Source organism: Clostridium sp. CM74B_53, from assembly GCF_036318045.1.
Classification (GTDB): Bacteria; Bacillota; Clostridia; order Lachnospirales; family Lachnospiraceae; genus Pilosibacter.
In genome coordinates, this window is record NZ_JAWQDE010000005.1 from 136,854 (window position 1) to 155,153 (window position 18,300).

General features: G+C 51.1%; 15 protein-coding genes. All 15 read left to right on the plus strand.

What is annotated here, in order from left to right:
- The first annotated feature begins 190 nt into the window (after positions 1–190).
- The 15 genes from V2546_RS06010 (at position 191) to V2546_RS06080 (ending at position 18,299) form a co-directional block, all read left to right on the plus strand.
- Positions 191–1,285, plus strand: coding sequence for an S-layer homology domain-containing protein (locus V2546_RS06010; protein ID WP_329751816.1), 1,095 nt, complete (start codon positions 191–193; stop codon positions 1,283–1,285).
- Positions 1,286–1,426: 141 nt separating this feature from the next.
- Positions 1,427–3,190: an efflux RND transporter periplasmic adaptor subunit gene (locus tag V2546_RS06015; RefSeq protein ID WP_118529993.1), complete on the plus strand. Its 1,764-nt coding sequence runs from the start codon at positions 1,427–1,429 to the stop codon at positions 3,188–3,190.
- Positions 3,191–3,275: 85 nt separating this feature from the next.
- Positions 3,276–4,028, plus strand: coding sequence for an ABC transporter ATP-binding protein (locus tag V2546_RS06020; protein ID WP_329751878.1), 753 nt, complete (start codon positions 3,276–3,278; stop codon positions 4,026–4,028).
- Positions 4,012–5,196: an ABC transporter permease gene (locus V2546_RS06025; RefSeq protein ID WP_329751817.1), complete on the plus strand. Its 1,185-nt coding sequence runs from the start codon at positions 4,012–4,014 to the stop codon at positions 5,194–5,196. The genes V2546_RS06020 and V2546_RS06025 overlap by 17 nt, the downstream gene beginning before the upstream one ends.
- Positions 5,197–5,310: 114 nt before the next feature.
- Positions 5,311–6,582, plus strand: a complete 1,272-nt coding sequence (locus V2546_RS06030) for a PspC-like choline-binding domain-containing protein (protein ID WP_118529989.1) — start codon at positions 5,311–5,313, stop codon at positions 6,580–6,582.
- Between the two features lie 88 nt (positions 6,583–6,670).
- Positions 6,671–7,723, plus strand: coding sequence for an N-acetylmuramoyl-L-alanine amidase family protein (locus V2546_RS06035; RefSeq protein WP_329751818.1), 1,053 nt, complete (start codon positions 6,671–6,673; stop codon positions 7,721–7,723).
- 215 nt (positions 7,724–7,938) lie between these two features.
- Positions 7,939–8,793: an energy-coupling factor transporter ATPase gene (locus V2546_RS06040; RefSeq protein ID WP_015553378.1), complete on the plus strand. Its 855-nt coding sequence runs from the start codon at positions 7,939–7,941 to the stop codon at positions 8,791–8,793.
- Between the two features lie 18 nt (positions 8,794–8,811).
- A complete protein-coding gene (locus V2546_RS06045) occupies positions 8,812–9,804 on the plus strand; it encodes an energy-coupling factor transporter ATPase (RefSeq protein ID WP_329751819.1) in 993 nt (330 codons plus the stop codon).
- Positions 9,798–10,598 (plus strand): energy-coupling factor transporter transmembrane component T family protein, encoded by an 801-nt coding sequence (locus V2546_RS06050; RefSeq protein WP_215704642.1) that lies wholly within the window; start codon positions 9,798–9,800, stop codon positions 10,596–10,598. The genes V2546_RS06045 and V2546_RS06050 overlap by 7 nt, the downstream gene beginning before the upstream one ends.
- 298 nt (positions 10,599–10,896) lie before the next feature.
- Complete coding sequence (gene truA / locus V2546_RS06055) at positions 10,897–11,931, plus strand: tRNA pseudouridine(38-40) synthase TruA (protein ID WP_329751820.1); 1,035 nt, start codon at positions 10,897–10,899, stop codon at positions 11,929–11,931.
- Positions 11,928–13,343 (plus strand): sodium:solute symporter family protein, encoded by a 1,416-nt coding sequence (locus tag V2546_RS06060; protein WP_329751821.1) that lies wholly within the window; start codon positions 11,928–11,930, stop codon positions 13,341–13,343. The genes truA and V2546_RS06060 overlap by 4 nt, the downstream gene beginning before the upstream one ends.
- Positions 13,340–14,680: a HAMP domain-containing sensor histidine kinase gene (locus V2546_RS06065; protein WP_329751823.1), complete on the plus strand. Its 1,341-nt coding sequence runs from the start codon at positions 13,340–13,342 to the stop codon at positions 14,678–14,680. The genes V2546_RS06060 and V2546_RS06065 overlap by 4 nt, the downstream gene beginning before the upstream one ends.
- Positions 14,658–16,013 (plus strand): sigma-54-dependent transcriptional regulator, encoded by a 1,356-nt coding sequence (locus V2546_RS06070; RefSeq protein ID WP_117469275.1) that lies wholly within the window; start codon positions 14,658–14,660, stop codon positions 16,011–16,013. The genes V2546_RS06065 and V2546_RS06070 overlap by 23 nt, the downstream gene beginning before the upstream one ends.
- Positions 16,014–16,237: 224 nt before the next feature.
- Positions 16,238–17,449, plus strand: coding sequence for an NRAMP family divalent metal transporter (locus V2546_RS06075; protein ID WP_015553385.1), 1,212 nt, complete (start codon positions 16,238–16,240; stop codon positions 17,447–17,449).
- Positions 17,450–17,537: 88 nt separating this feature from the next.
- Positions 17,538–18,299, plus strand: coding sequence for a LamB/YcsF family protein (locus tag V2546_RS06080; protein WP_015553386.1), 762 nt, complete (start codon positions 17,538–17,540; stop codon positions 18,297–18,299).
- The last annotated feature ends 1 nt before the right edge of the window (position 18,300 follow it).

Consider the following 18,300-nt stretch of genomic DNA (forward strand, 5'->3'; position numbering starts at 1 on the left):
AGGTCAAACACAGATGAATCACAAATTTCCGGTAGAGTTATTACGGAAATTGAAATAAACAGTAAGAAAAATGCAAGGAGTTCTGACTGTATGTACTTTAAAAGTACAGAAACCGGGTCTGTGAGACTATTAGAAAAAAATACATGGAGATGTTGATCTGGCGATCAAGGTGGATGAAAGGAGAATGGGAATGAGAAGAGGAAAGATGATAGCGGCGGTACTGACGGTCTGCGCGGTGGGCGCGGGGATGACGGTAAACGCCTATGCGGCCAGCACCACATTTGAGATGAGAAAGAAGACAGTGAGACTGCTTGGAATTTTGAGTACGAGCAACTATCAGACAAACGTATCGAGAGGTGAGTTTGCGGAGCTTCTCGTAAAGGCGTCCAATTACCGTGAGACAGCGAACTCCACGGGAACCGTGTCCGTGTTCGCAGATGTTTCCGCGAAATCCCAATACTCCTCAGCGATTCGCACCGCGGCGACAAATTCCTGGATGTCCGGTTATCTCGGAGGAAACTTTAAGCCGGACGAGGGGATCACGATGCGGGATGCCATCAAGGCAGTTTTGGGAGTCTTAGGATACACAAACGAGGATTTCTCCGGAAGTCTTCAGGAGAGCCGCCTTGCGAAGTTCAAGTCCCTGTCCCTGGATTCTGGGATCTATCGTGATCTTGACGAGGTCCTCACGAGGGAAGACTGCATCAACCTGTTCTATAACCTGATGAAGGCGAAGACAAAAGAAGGAAACCAGTACGGCAGTAAGATATTTGACCTGACCTACAATTCCGACGGCGAGATCAATACATCCTCGATCCTGGATAACAGTTTAAAGGGACCGAAGATCTTAGACAATGACAGCCGGAACTTAAAGAGTCTTGTTCCGTTTTCCCTGAAAGACGCTACCATGTTTTTAAACGGCGAGGTGTCCGATGAGAGCGAGATCAACGATTACGCCACCGTGATCTATTACCACGAGGAGACAAAGATGATCTTCGCCTATTCCAACGGCGGTGAGAACAAAGGCGCCACGGAGGGCCGGATCAAGGCGATCTACTACGATTCCAGCGACCCGTTCACACCGGTGAAGGTGGTCTTAAACACCGATTACCAGGACAACGGCGGCGAGGGCGATGAGTTCCAGATCAGCGGGTCGGAGCTCCAGTATCTGTTCTCCGTCTACGGAGAGTTTGAGGTGGATGACAAGGTTGCCATCGTGTGGGAGAAGAGCGGAAGCGACGAAAATGCGACTTATACGGTTGTAGATGTTGTCGGAGATTATTGATTAGTTACGAATATACATATAATACATGAAATAGAAATACCGCAGAAGGAATGCGGGTAGAGAAAATTAAGGCAAGGAAATTCAGATCTGGAACATAGTTAAGAGAAGCGGAAGATTTCAATAGACAGGAAAGGAATGAGTATGGAGAACGAAAAGGTGGCCGTAGATAAGAAACGGAAAAAACGGAAAGGAAAAAGCGGGAGGATCGTGATCGTGCTTATAGTGGTTCTGGCAGTGCTGCTTGGCGGATTTTTCCTCTATAAGAAAAAGACCACGAGCCAGAAACGTCAGGGTGACCAGTCTGTGTCAACGGCGACAGTGAAGCGGACGGACATCAGTTCAGAGCTCACGGCGTCCAGCGCCCTGTCTCCGAAGGACACCTACGAGGTGACATCACTGGTGGAAGGCGAGGTCATCGAGGCAAACTTTGAGGAGGGCGATGTTGTGGAAAAAGGCCAGATCCTATACCGGATCGACGCGACTTCCATGGACTCTGATCTGAGCTCTGCAGAGACAAGTCTCCAGCGCGCGAAGGAAAGTGCCCAGACGGCACAGTCCAATTACGCCGAGGAGACAGCGCGGATCGCCGGAAATACATACCGCTCCACAGCGTCCGGATATATCAAGACTCTCTATATCAAAGAGGGCGATAAGGTAAATAATGGAACGAAGATCGCGGATCTCTATGATGACTCTGTTATGAAGATCACAGTCCCGTTCCTCTCAGGCGAGGCGGCGGAGATCAACGTGGGTGATGAGGCGGCAGTGATATTGGAGGACACCGGCGAGCAGATCTCCGGAACCGTCACGGTTGTCAGCAGCATGGAGGAAACACTTTCCGGCGGACGCCTCGTGAAGAACGTGACCGTTGAGGTATCCAATCCTGGCGGACTTACGACAGATACGGCGGCATCCGTAAAAGTCGATGGATTTGTCTGCAGCGCCGAGGGAACATTCGCCGCGAAGACGGAGACGACCCTGAGCGTGGAAATCTCCGGAAACAAGAGCCTTGAGATCGAGAACCTTCTGATTCATGAAGGTTCTTATGTGGAGAAAAACTCCGAGCTGTTCCAGGTGACCGCGAAGACGGCGGAAGAGTATTTAAAGGAATTCAAGGATGCAGTGGAGAGCGCAGATGACAACCTGGAAAACGCGGAGAACAAGCTGAGCAACACTCAGGACAGTGTGGATGACTATACGATCACAGCGCCGATCTCGGGGACAGTGATCACGAAAAACGCGAAGGTTGGGGATAAGATCTCCAAGAGCTCCAGCGGAACGACCACCATGGCGGTGATCTATGACTTGTCCACCATGACACTGGAGATGTCCGTGGATGAACTCGATGTCTCAAGCATCAAGGTCGGACAATCTGTGGAGATCACGGCAGACGCGGTGGAAGGTGAGACATTCACAGGAACCGTCACAAATGTGAGTCTGCAGAGCAGCTACTCCAACGGTGTCACAAACTATCCGGTGACAGTGACACTGGACGATACGGGAAGTCTTCTTCCTGGCATGAACGTGGATGCTAAGATCATTCTCGACAGCTCTGAGAATGCTCTGGTGATCCCGGCGAGTGCGCTGATGCGTGGAAACAGAGTGTATGTGAAGAAGAGCACCGGCTCCGGAAAATCCGGCAGCAGCAACGTCCCGGACGGCTTCGAGGCGGTCCAGGTGACAACTGGAATCATCAACGACGATTATGTGGAGATCCTTTCCGGCCTCTCTGAGGGGGACGAGGTCTACATTTCCTCCGATTCCGGAAGCTCGACGCAGACCGATCAGATGCAGATGGGCGGCATGGGCGGTCCTGGCGGTGATATGGGCGGAGGCGTACCGGGCGGTCCTGGAGGAAACGGCGGAAATGGCGGCGGCAACGGCAGCGGACGAAGATCTCAGTAGTGCATAGGAGATAAATTGTATGGAAAAGACTGAATTCTCAATACAAATAGATACCGCAGAGCAGAAAAAAATGTCTGAAGAGCCGATGAAACAGGAAGAGGCAGTTTCAAAAGTTCATGAGGAGTTGGAAAAGCAGGAACCCCTGATAGAGCTGCGCAATATCTACAAGATCTACTACATGGGCGACGAGGAAGTCCACGCCAACGACGGCATTAGCCTTTCCATCAACAAAGGCGAGTTCGTCGCCATCGTCGGCAAATCTGGAAGCGGAAAATCAACCCTGATGAACATCATCGGCGCCCTGGATGTCCCGACGGAGGGCGAATATTTCCTCGGCGGCGAGGACGTGGCGGATATGTCCGACAACGAGCTGGCGGAGATCAGAAACCGCATGATCGGCTTTATCTTCCAGCAGTACAACCTGCTTCCAAAGTTAAATCTCTTAGAAAACGTGGAACTTCCGCTTCTCTACGCCGGTTATGACAAAAAGGAACGTCGGGAGCGGGCTATGAATTCCCTGAAAAGGGTCGGACTTGAAGAAAAATGGAAGAATCTTCCGAACCAGCTCTCCGGCGGCCAGCAGCAGCGAGTCTCCATCGCGCGGGCTCTCGCAGGAGATCCGTCCTTAATCCTGGCGGATGAGCCCACGGGTGCCCTGGACTCCAGGACAGGCCGGGAAGTGCTTGATTTTTTAAAGAAACTCAATGAAGAAGGAAACACGATCGTCATGATCACCCACGACAGCTCCATCGCCCTGGAGGCGAAGCGGGTGGTGCGGATCCATGACGGAAAGATCAATTTCGACGGGGATGTGAAAAAGTATGCTGCAATCATTTAAAATGGCGTTAAAAAGTATCTGGGGCAACAAAATGAGATCCTTTCTCACGATGCTTGGAATCATCATTGGTGTCGCGTCGGTGATCATTCTGGTCAGTATCGTCAACGGCTATATGTCCTACATGGTGGAGAGCTTTTCTTCTATGGGTGTCAATCAGATCACGGTCCAGTACAAGGCGGTGGCATCCAGAAGTATTGATGTGAACGAATTTTATGAGTTCTACGAGAAACATTCAGACCTCTACGAGAACATGTCCCCGAACGTGTCCGTCAGCGTCACGGTAAAACATGACTCTGACACCATGGATTCCACCAGTGTCGGCGGCTACAGTGAGGATTATCTCGCAATCAAGGACTACGAGATCGAGTATGGAAGAAATCTCCAGTACTCCGACATGGAGGCGAGACGAAAAGTCGCGGTCATCGGCGCCTACGTGGCGGAGGAACTCTACGGCGGCTCCCAGAACGCCGTGGGCGAGACGGTCAAGTTAAACGGTGACAGCTACACCATCGTAGGCGTTGTGGAACGACAGACGGAGAGCAGCTCTGAGTTTGATGACGGATGTATGGATGACTTTGTGTGGATCCCGTATTCCAGAGCTGTGAAGATGGCGAGAAATGCTGTGATCAACAACTATATCTTCACATCGCGGGACATCAACGACACGGAAACATGCACGACAGAACTTAAAAATTTTCTCTATGAAAAGATGAAGAGCGAAAACCTCTACACGGTGACAGCAATGAGCTCCCTTCTCGATTCCTTAAATGAGCAGATTGCCATGATGAGCATGATGCTGGGCGGTATCGCGGGTATCTCCTTGTTAGTTGCAGGCGTCGGTGTCATGAACATCATGCTGGTGTCCGTGACAGAGAGAACCAGGGAAATCGGCATCAGGAAGGCCCTCGGCGCAAAGAAGAGCGTGATCATGCAGCAGTTCGTCATCGAGGCCCTGGTCACAAGCTCCATCGGCGGAATCATCGGAATCATGATCGGAGCCTTAGCAAGTACGGGAATCGGCGCCCTCATGGGAATCGACGCGCCGCCGACCATGACGGCAGTTGTGATCTCATTTACTGTTTCGGTTGCCATCGGACTCATCTTCGGATACATGCCGGCGAGCCGTGCGGCGAAGCTGAACCCGATTGATGCTCTGAGAACGGATTAAAGTCTTGATTTGCCACGGATTTGCCGATAAAAGACAGAATATCGTAAGTTGACGGGAGATATTGTCCAACCTTATAATATAGTTAAAGAAAGATACTTGAGGGGAGGCAATCCTATGGCAGAAAGAAAATGGAAAAAAATAAGTACATGGATGGCCGCATGGGTCATGGCGGTCGTGTTTGCGGTATCTGGGGCGCAGACAGCGTTTGCGGCGACCAGTTATGTGAACAGTGTCAGCATCACGCTGGATGTGACACCGACGGTGGGGGAATCCCTGCCGGATCTCGATGTGGGATACAATTCTGATAACTGCGAGGTATCGATCCCGAACAACGATAAATATGATATCGTATCCGCAAAGTGGTCTTCCACAAAGAACGACGTGAAGATCGGCGGAACCTACACCATGAAAGTTACTTTAAAGACTTTAAATGACTATAGGTTCAGCAGCAGCTCCTACACTTCCTCAAAGGTAAAGGTAAAGAACGGAACTTTTGTCAGCGCTTCGAGAACATCTTCCGACCGTCTGGTGGTTACCGTAAAGACAAAACCGGCAAAGGGCGATCTTGACGCGCCGGGCGAGGCATACTGGCAGACCACAAAGTCCGGAAGCTCCGATCTCGGACTCGCGAAGTGGGAGGCCGTTGAGGACGCGTCCTACGAGGTGTACCTCTACCGCGGCAGCAAGAACGTCTACAAGAGCGGCGAGATCCACACCAGCAGCTGTGATCTCTTTCCGTATATGAGCTCCAAGGGAACCTACACCTTTAAGGTGCGCGCGCTCCCGTCAAACGATGAGGTATCCAAGTACGCGTCAAAGAGCGACTGGACCATATCCGATGAGGTCTATATCGATGAGAATGACGCGGCGAGAGCGGCAAAGAAAAAGCCGTCAAGCGGCAACAACAGCAGCACAAATAATTCCGGAAATTCCCAGCAGGCCCCGTCAAATGGGAATGCGGTCGGTTGGATCCTCGACGGAAACCGCTGGTATTATCGTTACCCGGACGGAACTTATTTAAAGAACGGCTGGGGATTTATCGGAAATATCTGGTATTTATTTGACGCAAACGGAATGATGCTCACCGGCTGGCAGATGAAGAACGGCGTTTATTACTACATGAACGGTGACGGAAAGATGCAGACGGGCTGGCTTCTCTACAACAATACCTGGTATTATCTCTCCGAGAGCGGAGTTATGGTGACCGGCTGGATCACGCTGGGTGATAAGGCTTATTACCTCGGCGGCGACGGCGGAATGCTCACAGGATGGCAGAACATCGACGGACAGATCTACTACCTGTATCCGGATGGACATAAGGCGGTCAATGAAGTGATCGATACCTTCTATTTAGATCAGGACGGTATCTGGAGAAAACCGCAGTAAAGATCTGAACCTGCAGGGCATGCGGTTATGCGGTGAAAATCGTCGGAATATTTTCCAGCAGACTGAAAATACAGGAAAGGAGCACCTTATGAGACAGAAAACTTTTGGAAAATGGCTTGCGGCAGCAGGAATTCTGATCGTGATGACGATATGGATGGTTCTTCCTGCACTGGCTGCGCCGACGGTGAATTCTATAAGGATCACCTTTAAAGACAAGTATGAAGATCCCGGCGTGATCGAGGAGCCGGAGATCAGCTGCAGCAGCTACGGGATCGAGATCACATCCGTGGAGTGGAGCAAGGATGTAGAAAAATGGAATCCTGGAACGAAAGTGACGGCAACGCTGATTCTTTCCTCCAGCGGAAGAGAGTTCTCCTCCAGCTACGGTTCAAAGTCCTGCCAGATCTCCGGTGCGACGTTGAGTAAGGCAGTGAAAGTGGATGATGACTTGAAGGTCACAGTCACTTACTACCCGGTGGTATGGCTGGAGTCCCCGGATGAAGCCGGCTGGAGCGCTTCGAACCATATGAAAGCGGTATGGAAGAAAGTCGATTATGCGACGGGATATCAGATCCGCCTGTACCGGGATGACTATTATCTCCGGACCATCGATGCGACGGGAACCAGCAAGGACCTCTCCGAGTATATGGGAAGAGAGGGAAACTACTATTACGAGATCCGCGCGGTGGGAAAGACAAAGAACGATGCGAAGTACCGCAAGAGCAGCGAGTATATCGTCTCCTCCGACCGCTACCTGGATGACCTGGGTGACACGGAGGGCAGCTGGAAGAATTACGCGGACGGAAAGAAGTATGTGGACGAGAATGGCCAGATCGTGACCTCCCAGTGGGACCGGATCCTCGGAACCTGGTATTATTTCGATGAAAACGGATATATGGTAACAGGCTGGAGAATGGTAAATAATAAATGGTATTACCTCGGAAATGATGGAAAGATGGTAACCGGCTGGAAGCAGATCGGCGGTGTCTGGTACTACATGGATGCCGACGGCGCGATGGCTACCGGCTGGCGCCAGACAGCACCGGGACAGTGGTATTACCTGAACGCGAACGGAGCGATGGCAGCGTCCACTGTGATCGACGGATATACGTTGGATGCATCGGGGCTCTGGGTAAGTTAGAAAGGAATGATGGGCGGCATGTCATGGGAGAAATCCTGTGGCATGCCGTTTTCACATATCTGAAAATGTAAGCTCCTGGAACCACGCGAAAACACTTGACTTACTATGAGATATCAACTAAAATTTAGAAACGTGTAAACATTTGTCGCGGCAGCCTGAAGGTGTATGCGGCGCCGCAGTCACTTGAAGTTTATGAAAAACGAGAAAGGATTTCTATGGGAATCATTAAAGCAGTGAACCTGATCTTTGACTATATCAGGCACGATGAAGAGGAAGACAAGGATGAGGTCAGCCATGCGTTAAAGGGCGTCTCTCTGGACATCAAGGAAGGCGATTTCGTAGCGATTTTAGGACACAACGGATCCGGAAAATCCACATTCGCGAAGCTGATGAACGGAATCCTGCTTCCAACGGATGGAACAGTCTATATTTCTAAAATGAGGACGGACGACGAGGAGCATCTCTGGGATGTACGAAAGACGGCGGGAATGGTATTCCAGAACCCGGATAACCAGATCATCGGAAACGTGGTGGAAGAGGACGTTGGATTCGGACCGGAGAACATGGGAGTTCCGACGGAGGAAATCTGGGCGCGGGTCGACAAGAGCCTTGAGGCGGTCGGAATGACGGCCTACAGACTTCAGTCTCCGAATAAGCTTTCCGGTGGACAGAAACAGCGCGTGGCCATCGCTGGCGTTATGGCGATGAAGCCCCGGTGTATCGTTCTGGACGAGCCGACAGCAATGTTAGACCCGAACGGACGCCGCGAGGTCATTAAAACGGTTCATGAACTGAACCGTCAGGAAGGGATCACGGTAGTTCTGATCACCCACTATATGGAAGAGGTCATCGACGCGGACCGCGTAGTCGTTATCGACGGTGGACATGTCGTGATGGACGGAACCCCGAAAGAGGTTTTTTCCAGAGTCAAGGAACTGAAAAAATACAGCCTCGATGTGCCGCAGGTAACGGAACTGGCAGATGAATTAAAGGAAGCCGGAATGGATCTTCCTTATGGAATTCTTTCCATCGACGAGCTTGTGGACGAACTTGTTCCGCTCTTAAAATAGTGGAGAAATGGTGGAAATATGGCAATCGAAATTAAACACTTGAATCATATATACGGGCAGGGAACGATCTTTGAGCAGTATGCCTTAAAGGATGTAAATCTTACGATCCATGACGGCGAGTTTATCGGTCTCATCGGACATACCGGATCCGGAAAATCAACCCTGACCCAGCATTTAAACGGACTTTTAAAGGCAACGAGCGGAGATATCCTCTATAACGGAGAGAGTATTTATAAAGAGGGATATTCCATGAAAGAGCTCCGCAGCCATGTGGGGCTGGTATTCCAGTATCCGGAGCATCAGCTGTTTGAGGTGGATGTATTCTCAGATGTCTGCTTTGGACCGAAGAATCTGGGACTCCCGAAGGAGGAGATCGAGAAACGCGCGAAAGAGGCGCTGGACATGGTGGGACTCGATGAGAGCTTTTATAAGCAGTCTCCCTTCGACCTTTCCGGAGGTCAGAAACGCCGAGTGGCCATCGCAGGCGTTCTGGCGATGAAACCGGAGGTCCTGATCTTAGATGAGCCGACAGCCGGTCTCGACCCGAAAGGACGCGACGACATTTTAGGACTCGTACAAAAGCTCCATAACGAGCAGGGGCTGACGATCATTCTCGTCTCCCACAGCATGGAGGATGTGGCGCGGTATGTGTCACGTCTTGTAGTCATGAACCACGGCGAGAAGGTCTTCGACGGAACCCCGAAGGAAGTATTCCGCCACTATAAAGAGCTGGAAGCCATCGGCCTCGCGGCGCCGCAGATCACCTATGTGGTTCATAAACTGATCGACAAGGGAATCCCGCTGGATCCGGATATCACAACGGTGGAAGAGGCGAGAGATGCGATCCTCAAGATCTGGCGTGAAAAGAATGGAAAAAGTTCCGGAAATGCAGCTCAGGTAAGCGCAGCTGGAGCCGATTCCGAGAACGCAGGTCATGGGAACGCTGCCGGAACAGCCTCTGGGAAGGCCGACATCACAGAAAAGACAGCCGGGGAGGAAAAGACATGTTAAGAGATATCACACTTGGACAGTACTACCCGGTTGATTCCCTGCTTCACAGGCTGGATCCGAGAACAAAATTATTTGGAACTCTTGTATACATCGTAACCTTATTTATCGCGGACAACCTCTGGGCATACCTTGCGGCGACGATCTTTCTGATCACTGCCATCAAGCTCTCCAATGTCCCGGTAAAATTCATGGTGCGCGGCTTAAAATCCATCATGTTCCTGCTTCTCCTCAGCGTCAGCTTTAACCTGTTCCTGACGCCGGGTACTCCGATCTTTAAGATCGGTTTCTTGCAGATGACCTGGGAAGGTCTCCGGTTTGCGGCATTTATGGCGATCCGCTTGGTATACCTTGTTATGGGATCCACGATCCTTACACTCACAACGACACCGAACCAGCTGACAGACGGTCTGGAAAAGAGCCTTGGATTTTTAAAGAAGGTCGGTGTTCCGGTCCATGAGGTATCCATGATGATGTCCATCGCACTCCGGTTTATCCCGATTTTAATTGAGGAGACGGATAAGATCATGAAAGCACAGATGGCAAGAGGCGCTGACTTCGAGAGCGGAAATCTGATCCAGAAGGCGAAATCCATGGTACCGCTTCTTGTACCGCTTTTTGTATCCGCATTCCGCCGTGCCACGGACCTCGCGATGGCCATGGAGGCGAGATGCTACCGCGGAGGCGAGGGAAGAACGAAGATGAAACCGCTCAAGTACGCGAAGAGAGACCATATGGTTTATGGGGCGTATCTGGTGTATTTTGTGGTGGCAATTTTGCTTAAGGTCGTTTTGTAAAGAAATGGTAACTGTTCAGTAGGTCTGCGCACTTGCTGCGCTGACCGTAAGGAAACATAGGCTGGAAGGCAAAAATCCCATCAGCGAAGCTGATCTGGAATGGATTTTTGCACGTAACTATGAAGGTACTGAATAGTTACAAGAAATGAGCGATTTCAGCTGGGAAAAGGTAATTTGATATCTGATTCTATCCGGAAAACCGGGCAGAATTGGATTCGGCTGCAAATTAGCTGCTGGATTTGTATAAAAGTAAATTTGCCCGGGAATCCACGGGCAGCAGAGGGAAAACAATAAAGCTATGAGACGAATCAAATTGACGGTAGCCTATGACGGCACCGCATACAAGGGCTGGCAGCTCCAGCCCAACGGCGTTACCATAGAGGAGATGTTAAATAAGGCTCTTTCGGATCTTCTGAAAGAGCCTGTCTGCGTCATTGGGGCAAGCCGGACTGACTCCGGCGTCCATGCAAGAGGAAACGTGGCGGTCTTCGACACGGAGAGCCGGATCCCGGGAGATAAATTCTGTTACGCGGTAAACCGCGGACTTCCGGAGGATATCCGTGTGGTGGGATCCGAGGAGGTTCCCTTGGACTGGCATCCGAGAAAGCAGAACTGCGTAAAGACCTACGAATATCAGATCTTAAACTGTAAGATCGAGATCCCGACAAGACGCCTCTACGCCCATTTCTGCTATTACCCGTTAAACGTGGAAAAGATGAATGAGGCGGCAAAATATCTCATCGGGGAACATGATTTCATCAGCTTCTGCGCCGCAAACCATCAGGCGGAGGAGACGGTCCGGACGATCTACGGGGCCGAGGTGAAAAAGAATGATGAGGACATCGTAACGATCCGCCTTTGCGGCAGCGGATTCCTCTACAACATGGTGCGGATCATCGCGGGAACCCTGTTAAAAGTCGGAACCGGTGAGTGGGAGCCGGAACATGTGAAAGAGGTACTGGAGGCAAGAAACCGCAAAGAGGCGGGACAGACTGCTCCGGCGAAGGGGCTGACACTTGTGGGAATCGAGTATGAGAGGGAGATCCCAAAGGAGATTATTGGGAGAAATGAACATTGGGACGCTGTTCTGGACCAGACCAGCTTGGAATCCGACGGAGTTTCCCACGTGCGGATCAGGTTCTCCGAACCCGAAGAACTCCCCCGCCTGATCCGCCGCATGTTGCATCAGGCATACCGGAATGGGGCGAAGGAAGTGTTTGTGACGATTCCGGATGGATATGAGGTGTCGGAGACGGAAAGCTATGGATATTACCGACTCCGCAGGCTGGATGACGGCAGCTACGGAACGGAATATACGGGGAGGGCGCTATGAACCAGGTACTGATCCAGCTGATCTATTTTGTGATCTATTCCGTTGTGTTCCTGGTCATCGGAAAGCTCTCCTTTTCGGAAAGCGATTCTCTCTCCAAGTTTTTCGTCGGTGAGAGAAAAAATGACGAAAAACGCCTGTTTTTCACATTTGTCGGAACCTGGGTCTCCGCGGCGACGATTCTGGGATTTACGGGAAACGTATACCACAGCGGACTCTCTGTCATCGCGTCGTCGGTTATCCCGTGGTTTATCGGCGCGGGTCTCCTGTATCTGATGACGGACCGGCTATACGAGAATGATGTCCTGTCGATCCCACAGCTGATTGGAAAAAAGCATGATTCAAAATTTCTGCAGACAGCATCGGCCATTTTTATGATCTGCGGCTATATTTTCTATCTGATGATCCAGATCAAGGGATTTGGCATCGCGGTGTCCAGCCTGCTGAATATCAATTACAAGGTGGCTGTCTTTCTTGTCTATCTTTTTATCCTCTATTCGAGCTTCGGCGGCTTTAACTCCGTCACGAAGTCGGACTGCCTCAATCTGATTATGCTCTCTGTGAGCATCGGGGTTCTGTATCTGGTTATCGTAAAAAATGTTCCGGGACACTGGTTTTTGACGGATCAGACTGTGCATGAACTCATAAAGAGCAAGGGGGTCTTCGAAAATCAGACAGAAGAGATTGGAATCTTCGTATATATCTCCATGTTCTTCGGATGGGGAATGGGACTGGCGTCGAATCCCCAGTATATGGTCAGGATCCTGGCGGCGAGGGATAAAAAAACCGCAAAACATATGATCCTGCATGCACTGATATTCCTGTGCGTGCTGTACTTTGCACTGACCCAGATCGGTCTTGGACTGCGGATCCTCTTTCCGCAGCTGAAAAATTACTGCTCCGCGGATGACGTATTTATCTATGCAGTGGTCAATCTCATGAACACACCGTTCAGCGGTTTCTTTCTGATCAGCGTGATCGGCGCCTGTGTCTCAACGGCGAACTCCCAGCTTCACCTGATCGGCTGCATGCTGTCCTACGATGTGGCTGCCCAGATCACAAAAAGGAAGATGTCGGAGGAGCAGATCCTCATCCTGGCGCGGGTATTTATCTTCATAGGTGGCACGGCTGCACTGATCTTATCCGTAAATCCGCCGGAGGACATGCTGTCCTTCGGAGCGGACATCTGGGGATTATTCTCGGCGGCGCTTGCCCCTCTGATCTACGGTGGACTGTACTGGAAACGGAGAACGAAAGCCGGGGCGGTGGGAGCGTTCTTTACAGGACTTATCTGCTCTGTCCTGTTCTGGAAAATGGATCTCCAGATATACTGGGCATTTCCGGCAACACTGTGCGCAGCGGCGGTCTATGTTGTGATCCCGATGTTTGAGAAGAAGAGAGGGGCAGAAGAATGAGCGGAAAGAAAAAACAACTGTTTCGATCATGGTTCTGCAGGATCGAGCATGAGATCATGCTGCCGTTCGTCACGGTGGGAATTCTGGTGGTCTGTGCATTCTGTGCTATTTCGGTGTATAATGGATATACGGAAAAGCTTAAGGACAGAAAAGAGTACGCGAGGACCACGATCCGCGGCATGGAGGCGGATATTTACTATCTGCAGGGAAAACTGAGTGAGGATGAGATCCGGCAGAAGTATAATTTCTATTATGATCCGGCGGTGCGGATCATGGCTGCCGACGGTACGGTCATCACGGGTGACGAGGAGATCCCGGACGGGAACATGGAACTCCTGTACGCGGACAGTGGAAATTCCCTGGGGTGGCGTCTGGAATACTGGATGGATAAAAAGTCATTCGAGAACGCGATCCTGGAAGAACAGAATTACGTCATTGTGGGCGCTGTGGCCAGTCTCCTGGTCATCGTCCAGGTCAGCGTGTTCCTCGCCTGGAGTCTCACAAAACCGATCCGCAGCATGGGCGCGGCGTGTAAAAAGCTCGATGAGAACAAGGACGGGTTCCGGGAGTACAGCTTTCCGGAGACAGCGAGAAAGGACGAGATCGGCCAGCTGGCGAGAACTTTTGAGGATCTTCTGAAAAACCTTGATAATTACACAAAAATGGAGTATACGAGCCGGATGTCATCGGCGCTGGCCCACGAGATTAAGAATCCGCTGGCCGGGATTCGTTCCGGGATCCAGGTCCTGGGCGGACGGGCGGTGAAGGAGAATGAAAAGCTTCTCTGCGACAGCATGCTCCATGAGATCGACCGGGTGACTGGGCTGATCAATGACCTGTTTACGCTGTCGGTAAAGAAGGAAAACCACAGACATGTCTTTCCGGCGGATGCGGTGCTGCGGGAGGTGGCATCCATCTACGCGAAGGAGTGCGAGCAGCAGAATGTCACGTTCGAGACAGACTGCACGGCATGTGAGGTGTTTGCCGATGAGAATGAAATGCGCCAGATGCTGTACAATCTTCTGACAAACAGCATGCGGGCGGTCAGCCGGGACGGAACGGGGAAGATCTGTCTCTCAGTGTCTTCCGACGGCGGTATGACTACATTCTGCGTCTCCGACAACGGAAAAGGAATGAATGAAGAGGAACTGAAACGCGCAAGAGAGCCGTTCTACACGAAGAGCATTAACGGCGTTGGCCTCGGTCTGGCGATCGTAAACCGGCTGATCGAGCAGAACCACGGCAAAATGGAAATGGAAAGCGCTCCGGGCTGCGGAACAACGGTGCGCCTGATTTTTGAAAGCAGGGATGAACATGAAAAAGGTACTGATCGTTGATGACGAATTTCTGATCCGGTTTACGCTGGAGGAAGGACTGAAGGACCGGGGATACGAGACCCAGTCGGCGGAAACGGTGAAGGACGCTCTCGAGAAGATGAAAACGTTCCATCCGCAGGTGATCCTCCTGGATAACCGCCTGCAGGACAGCCTCGGGATCGACGAGATCTCCACGTTCCGTTCCGCCGATGAGGAGGTCCAGGTGATCCTGATGACGGCGTACGGCTCTGTCGCCCAGGCGGTGGAGGCGACGAAGCGCGGCGCTTACGACTATATTTTAAAGCCCTTTGATATTGACGAGATCGACCGGATCGCCAGCCGCTGCATTGGTCAGATGCAGGATCGGGAATCCCTGGAGTTTCTAAAGGGAAAAACGCAGGAATTTATCGGAGTCAGCGACGCCGCGATGCGGATCCGGCGCCACATCGAACTTCTCGGAAAGAATTCCACGGTGAATGTTCTGATCCGGGGCGAGACCGGAACGGGAAAAGAGGTTGCGGCGTCCCTGATCCATGCCTGCAGCGATCGGAGGGACCACCTGATGGTCCGCATCAACTGCAGCGCAATTCCGGAACATCTGATGGAGAGCGAGCTTTTTGGCTATGAGCGGGGGGCCTTTGCGGGTGCTATGAAGACGAAGAAGGGCCTGATCGAGCTGGCAGCAGGCGGAACCGTGTTCTTAGATGAGATCGGGGAACTTCCACTGTCCATGCAGACAAAGATCCTCACGTTCCTGGACCATAAGAAGTTCAAGCGTGTGGGTGGTCTGGAGGACATCGAAGTGGATGCCCGGGTGATCGCGGCGACAAACCGGAATCTGGAACACGCCGTAAAGCAGGGGGAATTCCGGGAAGACCTTTTCTACCGGATCAATGTCATGGAACTTGTGATCCCGCCGTTACGGGACCGGAGAGAGGACATTCCGGCACTCTGCGATTATTACCTGAAATATTATAACGGCATGTTTGGAAAGAATATCACCCATGTGGATCCTGATTTTATGCGGGAGCTGCTTTTGTATGACTGGAAAGGGAATGTTCGGGAACTGAAAAATATTTTTGAGCGCTGCTTCTTATTCTGTCAGGGGGACGTGCTTGAAAAACATGTGGAATTAAAACGGGTGGACTGGAAAGATGATACCCGGACAGGAGAGCCGTTTGCGCTAAAGGATCTTCGGAAAGGACCGATCAGTCTCGATCAGGAGGTTTCCATGCTGGAACAGATCTACATGGACCAGGCGCTGAAGCTCTGCGGAAACAACGTGACAAAAGCGGCGGCCCTTTTGGGGATCACAAGATTCTCCATGAAGAGAAGACTTGATAAGGAAGACTGAAATCTTACGGCCCTCGCGGAAGGGCGCAGATCTGCTGAACAATTGAAAACGTGCAAAAATTCACATCGTGCGAAATCGCTCGCTGAAAATGAGCGGATTCGCACGATTTTTTTGAAAATTTCAAAAAGATTTTCCGAAACCGAAAAATATAGTTGAATATCACTAAAAAGTCAGATAAAATAAAGGCATCAGTTGTAGAAAAGATACGAAAGGGGTACTCATTTATGGGGGAAAAGAAAAAACACAGCAACATGACGACCTTGATGGGAGCTGCGTTCCTGATGGCGACATCCGCGATCGGACCGGGCTTCCTGACACAGACTTCCACATTTACGGCTCAGTATAAAAGCATTTTCGCGCTGGTGATCATCTGTACGATCCTGCTGGATGTGACGACACAGTTAAATATCTGGTCGGTGATCGGTGTGTCCGGCATGCGCGGACAGGATATTGCAAATAAAGTCCTTCCGGGGCTCGGATACTTTATCGCGTTCATGGTTGCCCTCGGCGGTCTGGCATTCAACATCGGAAATGTCGGAGGCGGAGCCCTGGGACTCAACGTATTGTTCGGAATACCGACGACGGTTGGAACCTTTATCGCGGGAATCATCGGAATCCTGATCTTCCTCTCCAAGGACGCGAAGGCCAGCATGGATAAGCTGACAAAATACCTTGGAAGTATCATGATCATCGTAGTTCTCTATGTGGCGATCAAATCCAAACCTCCGGTAGGGGACGCTGTGAGCAGTATTTTCCACCCGGGCGATGTGGGTGCCCTTGTCCTTCCGCTCATCACGCTTCTCGGAGGAAGCTGCGGCGGATATATCACATTCTCCGGTGCGCACCGTCTTCTTGACGCCGGATATTCCGGAAAGAAAGATCTTCCGCATGTACGCCAGTCCGTTTTAATGGGTGTCAGCGTTTCCGGAATCATGAGGATCCTGCTGTTCCTTGCGGTTCTCGGTGTCGTGACAGCAAACCCGGATGTGACACTCGACGCTTCAAATCCGGCAGCAGACGCGTTCCGTCTCGGAGCTGGCGTGATCGGATATAAGATCTTTGGTCTTGTTCTTTTCTTCGCCGCTACAACATCCGTCATCGGCGCGGCTTATACATCGGTTTCATTTTTAAAGACTCTTCATCCGTTTATCATGAAGAATGAAAAGTGGTTCGTGATCGGATTTATCACAGCCTCCACACTGATCATGGCGATCCTCGGAAAGCCGGCAGCACTTCTCGTACTTGCGGGCGCTTTAAACGGACTGATCCTTCCGCTGACCCTCTTAACGATCCTTCTCGCGAGCAGAAACAAGAAGATCGTCGGCGAGGATTACAAGCACCCGACGATCCTCATCGTTTTAGGTGTATGCGTGGTATTGCTCACAGGATTCTCCGGAATCAAAGCTCTTCCGGGAATCTTAAAGATGTTCGGTTAATTATGTATTGAGATTGTGATGCAAGTCGTTTAAAATAGTAGATAGGAAATTTAGAAAATACCGGCAGGGAAAGCAAGGAGGAAATTTTATGTACCGTGTAGACTTAAACAGTGACCTTGGAGAAAGCTTTGGAAATTATACGATCGGAATGGATGAGGAGATCTTAAAATACGTCTCCTCCGCAAACGTGGCATGTGGCTGGCACGCAGGTGACGCGATGGTGATGGAAAAGACCGTTGCTCTGGCGAAAGAGTTCGGAACAGCCGTCGGCGCACACCCGGGATTCCCGGACCTTGTGGGATTTGGACGCCGCAATATGGCAGTGACGCCGGATGAAGCGAAAGCTTATGTTCGCTACCAGCTGGGCGCTCTCATGGCGTTCTGTACCGCCCATGGCGTAAAGATCCAGCATGTAAAACCGCACGGCGCTCTTTACAATATGGCAGCTGTTGACGAGAAGTTAGCTATCGCGATGTGTGAGGCAGTTTATGAGGTAGATAAGGACATCATCTTCATGGGACTTGCAGGTTCTAAGATGATCACGGCAGCAGAAAAAGTCGGTCTCCGCGCTGCAAGTGAGGTCTTCGCTGACCGCGCTTACAACGATGACGGAACTCTCGTATCAAGAAAGCTTCCGGGTGCAGTGATCAAGGACAAAGACCTTGCGATCAAACGTGTGATCCGTATGGTAAAAGAAGGAAAAGTTGAGTCCATCAACGGAAACGATATCGCGATCAAGGCAGACTCTATCTGCGTTCACGGAGATAACCCAAAGGCATTGGAGTTCGTAAAGAATATCCGTGAGACACTGATCGCGGAAGGCGTCGAGATCAAAAATTTAAGTTTATAGG

Excerpts from the sequence above, each read along its gene's own strand:
- V2546_RS06045 (WP_329751819.1), top strand. The coding sequence starts at position 8,812 with ATGGCAATCGAAATTAAACACTTGAATCATATATACGGGCAGGGAACG.
- V2546_RS06050 (WP_215704642.1), top strand. The coding sequence starts at position 9,798 with ATGTTAAGAGATATCACACTTGGACAGTACTACCCGGTTGATTCCCTG.
- V2546_RS06060 (WP_329751821.1), top strand. The coding sequence starts at position 11,928 with ATGAACCAGGTACTGATCCAGCTGATCTATTTTGTGATCTATTCCGTT.
- V2546_RS06035 (WP_329751818.1), top strand. The coding sequence starts at position 6,671 with ATGAGACAGAAAACTTTTGGAAAATGGCTTGCGGCAGCAGGAATTCTG.
- V2546_RS06025 (WP_329751817.1), top strand. The coding sequence starts at position 4,012 with ATGCTGCAATCATTTAAAATGGCGTTAAAAAGTATCTGGGGCAACAAA.
- V2546_RS06030 (WP_118529989.1), top strand. The coding sequence starts at position 5,311 with ATGGCAGAAAGAAAATGGAAAAAAATAAGTACATGGATGGCCGCATGG.
- V2546_RS06065 (WP_329751823.1), top strand. The coding sequence starts at position 13,340 with ATGAGCGGAAAGAAAAAACAACTGTTTCGATCATGGTTCTGCAGGATC.
- V2546_RS06070 (WP_117469275.1), top strand. The coding sequence starts at position 14,658 with ATGAAAAAGGTACTGATCGTTGATGACGAATTTCTGATCCGGTTTACG.
- V2546_RS06015 (WP_118529993.1), top strand. The coding sequence starts at position 1,427 with ATGGAGAACGAAAAGGTGGCCGTAGATAAGAAACGGAAAAAACGGAAA.
- V2546_RS06080 (WP_015553386.1), top strand. The coding sequence starts at position 17,538 with ATGTACCGTGTAGACTTAAACAGTGACCTTGGAGAAAGCTTTGGAAAT.
- truA (WP_329751820.1), top strand. The coding sequence starts at position 10,897 with ATGAGACGAATCAAATTGACGGTAGCCTATGACGGCACCGCATACAAG.
- V2546_RS06020 (WP_329751878.1), top strand. The coding sequence starts at position 3,276 with ATGAAACAGGAAGAGGCAGTTTCAAAAGTTCATGAGGAGTTGGAAAAG.
- V2546_RS06075 (WP_015553385.1), top strand. The coding sequence starts at position 16,238 with ATGGGGGAAAAGAAAAAACACAGCAACATGACGACCTTGATGGGAGCT.
- V2546_RS06010 (WP_329751816.1), top strand. The coding sequence starts at position 191 with ATGAGAAGAGGAAAGATGATAGCGGCGGTACTGACGGTCTGCGCGGTG.
- V2546_RS06040 (WP_015553378.1), top strand. The coding sequence starts at position 7,939 with ATGGGAATCATTAAAGCAGTGAACCTGATCTTTGACTATATCAGGCAC.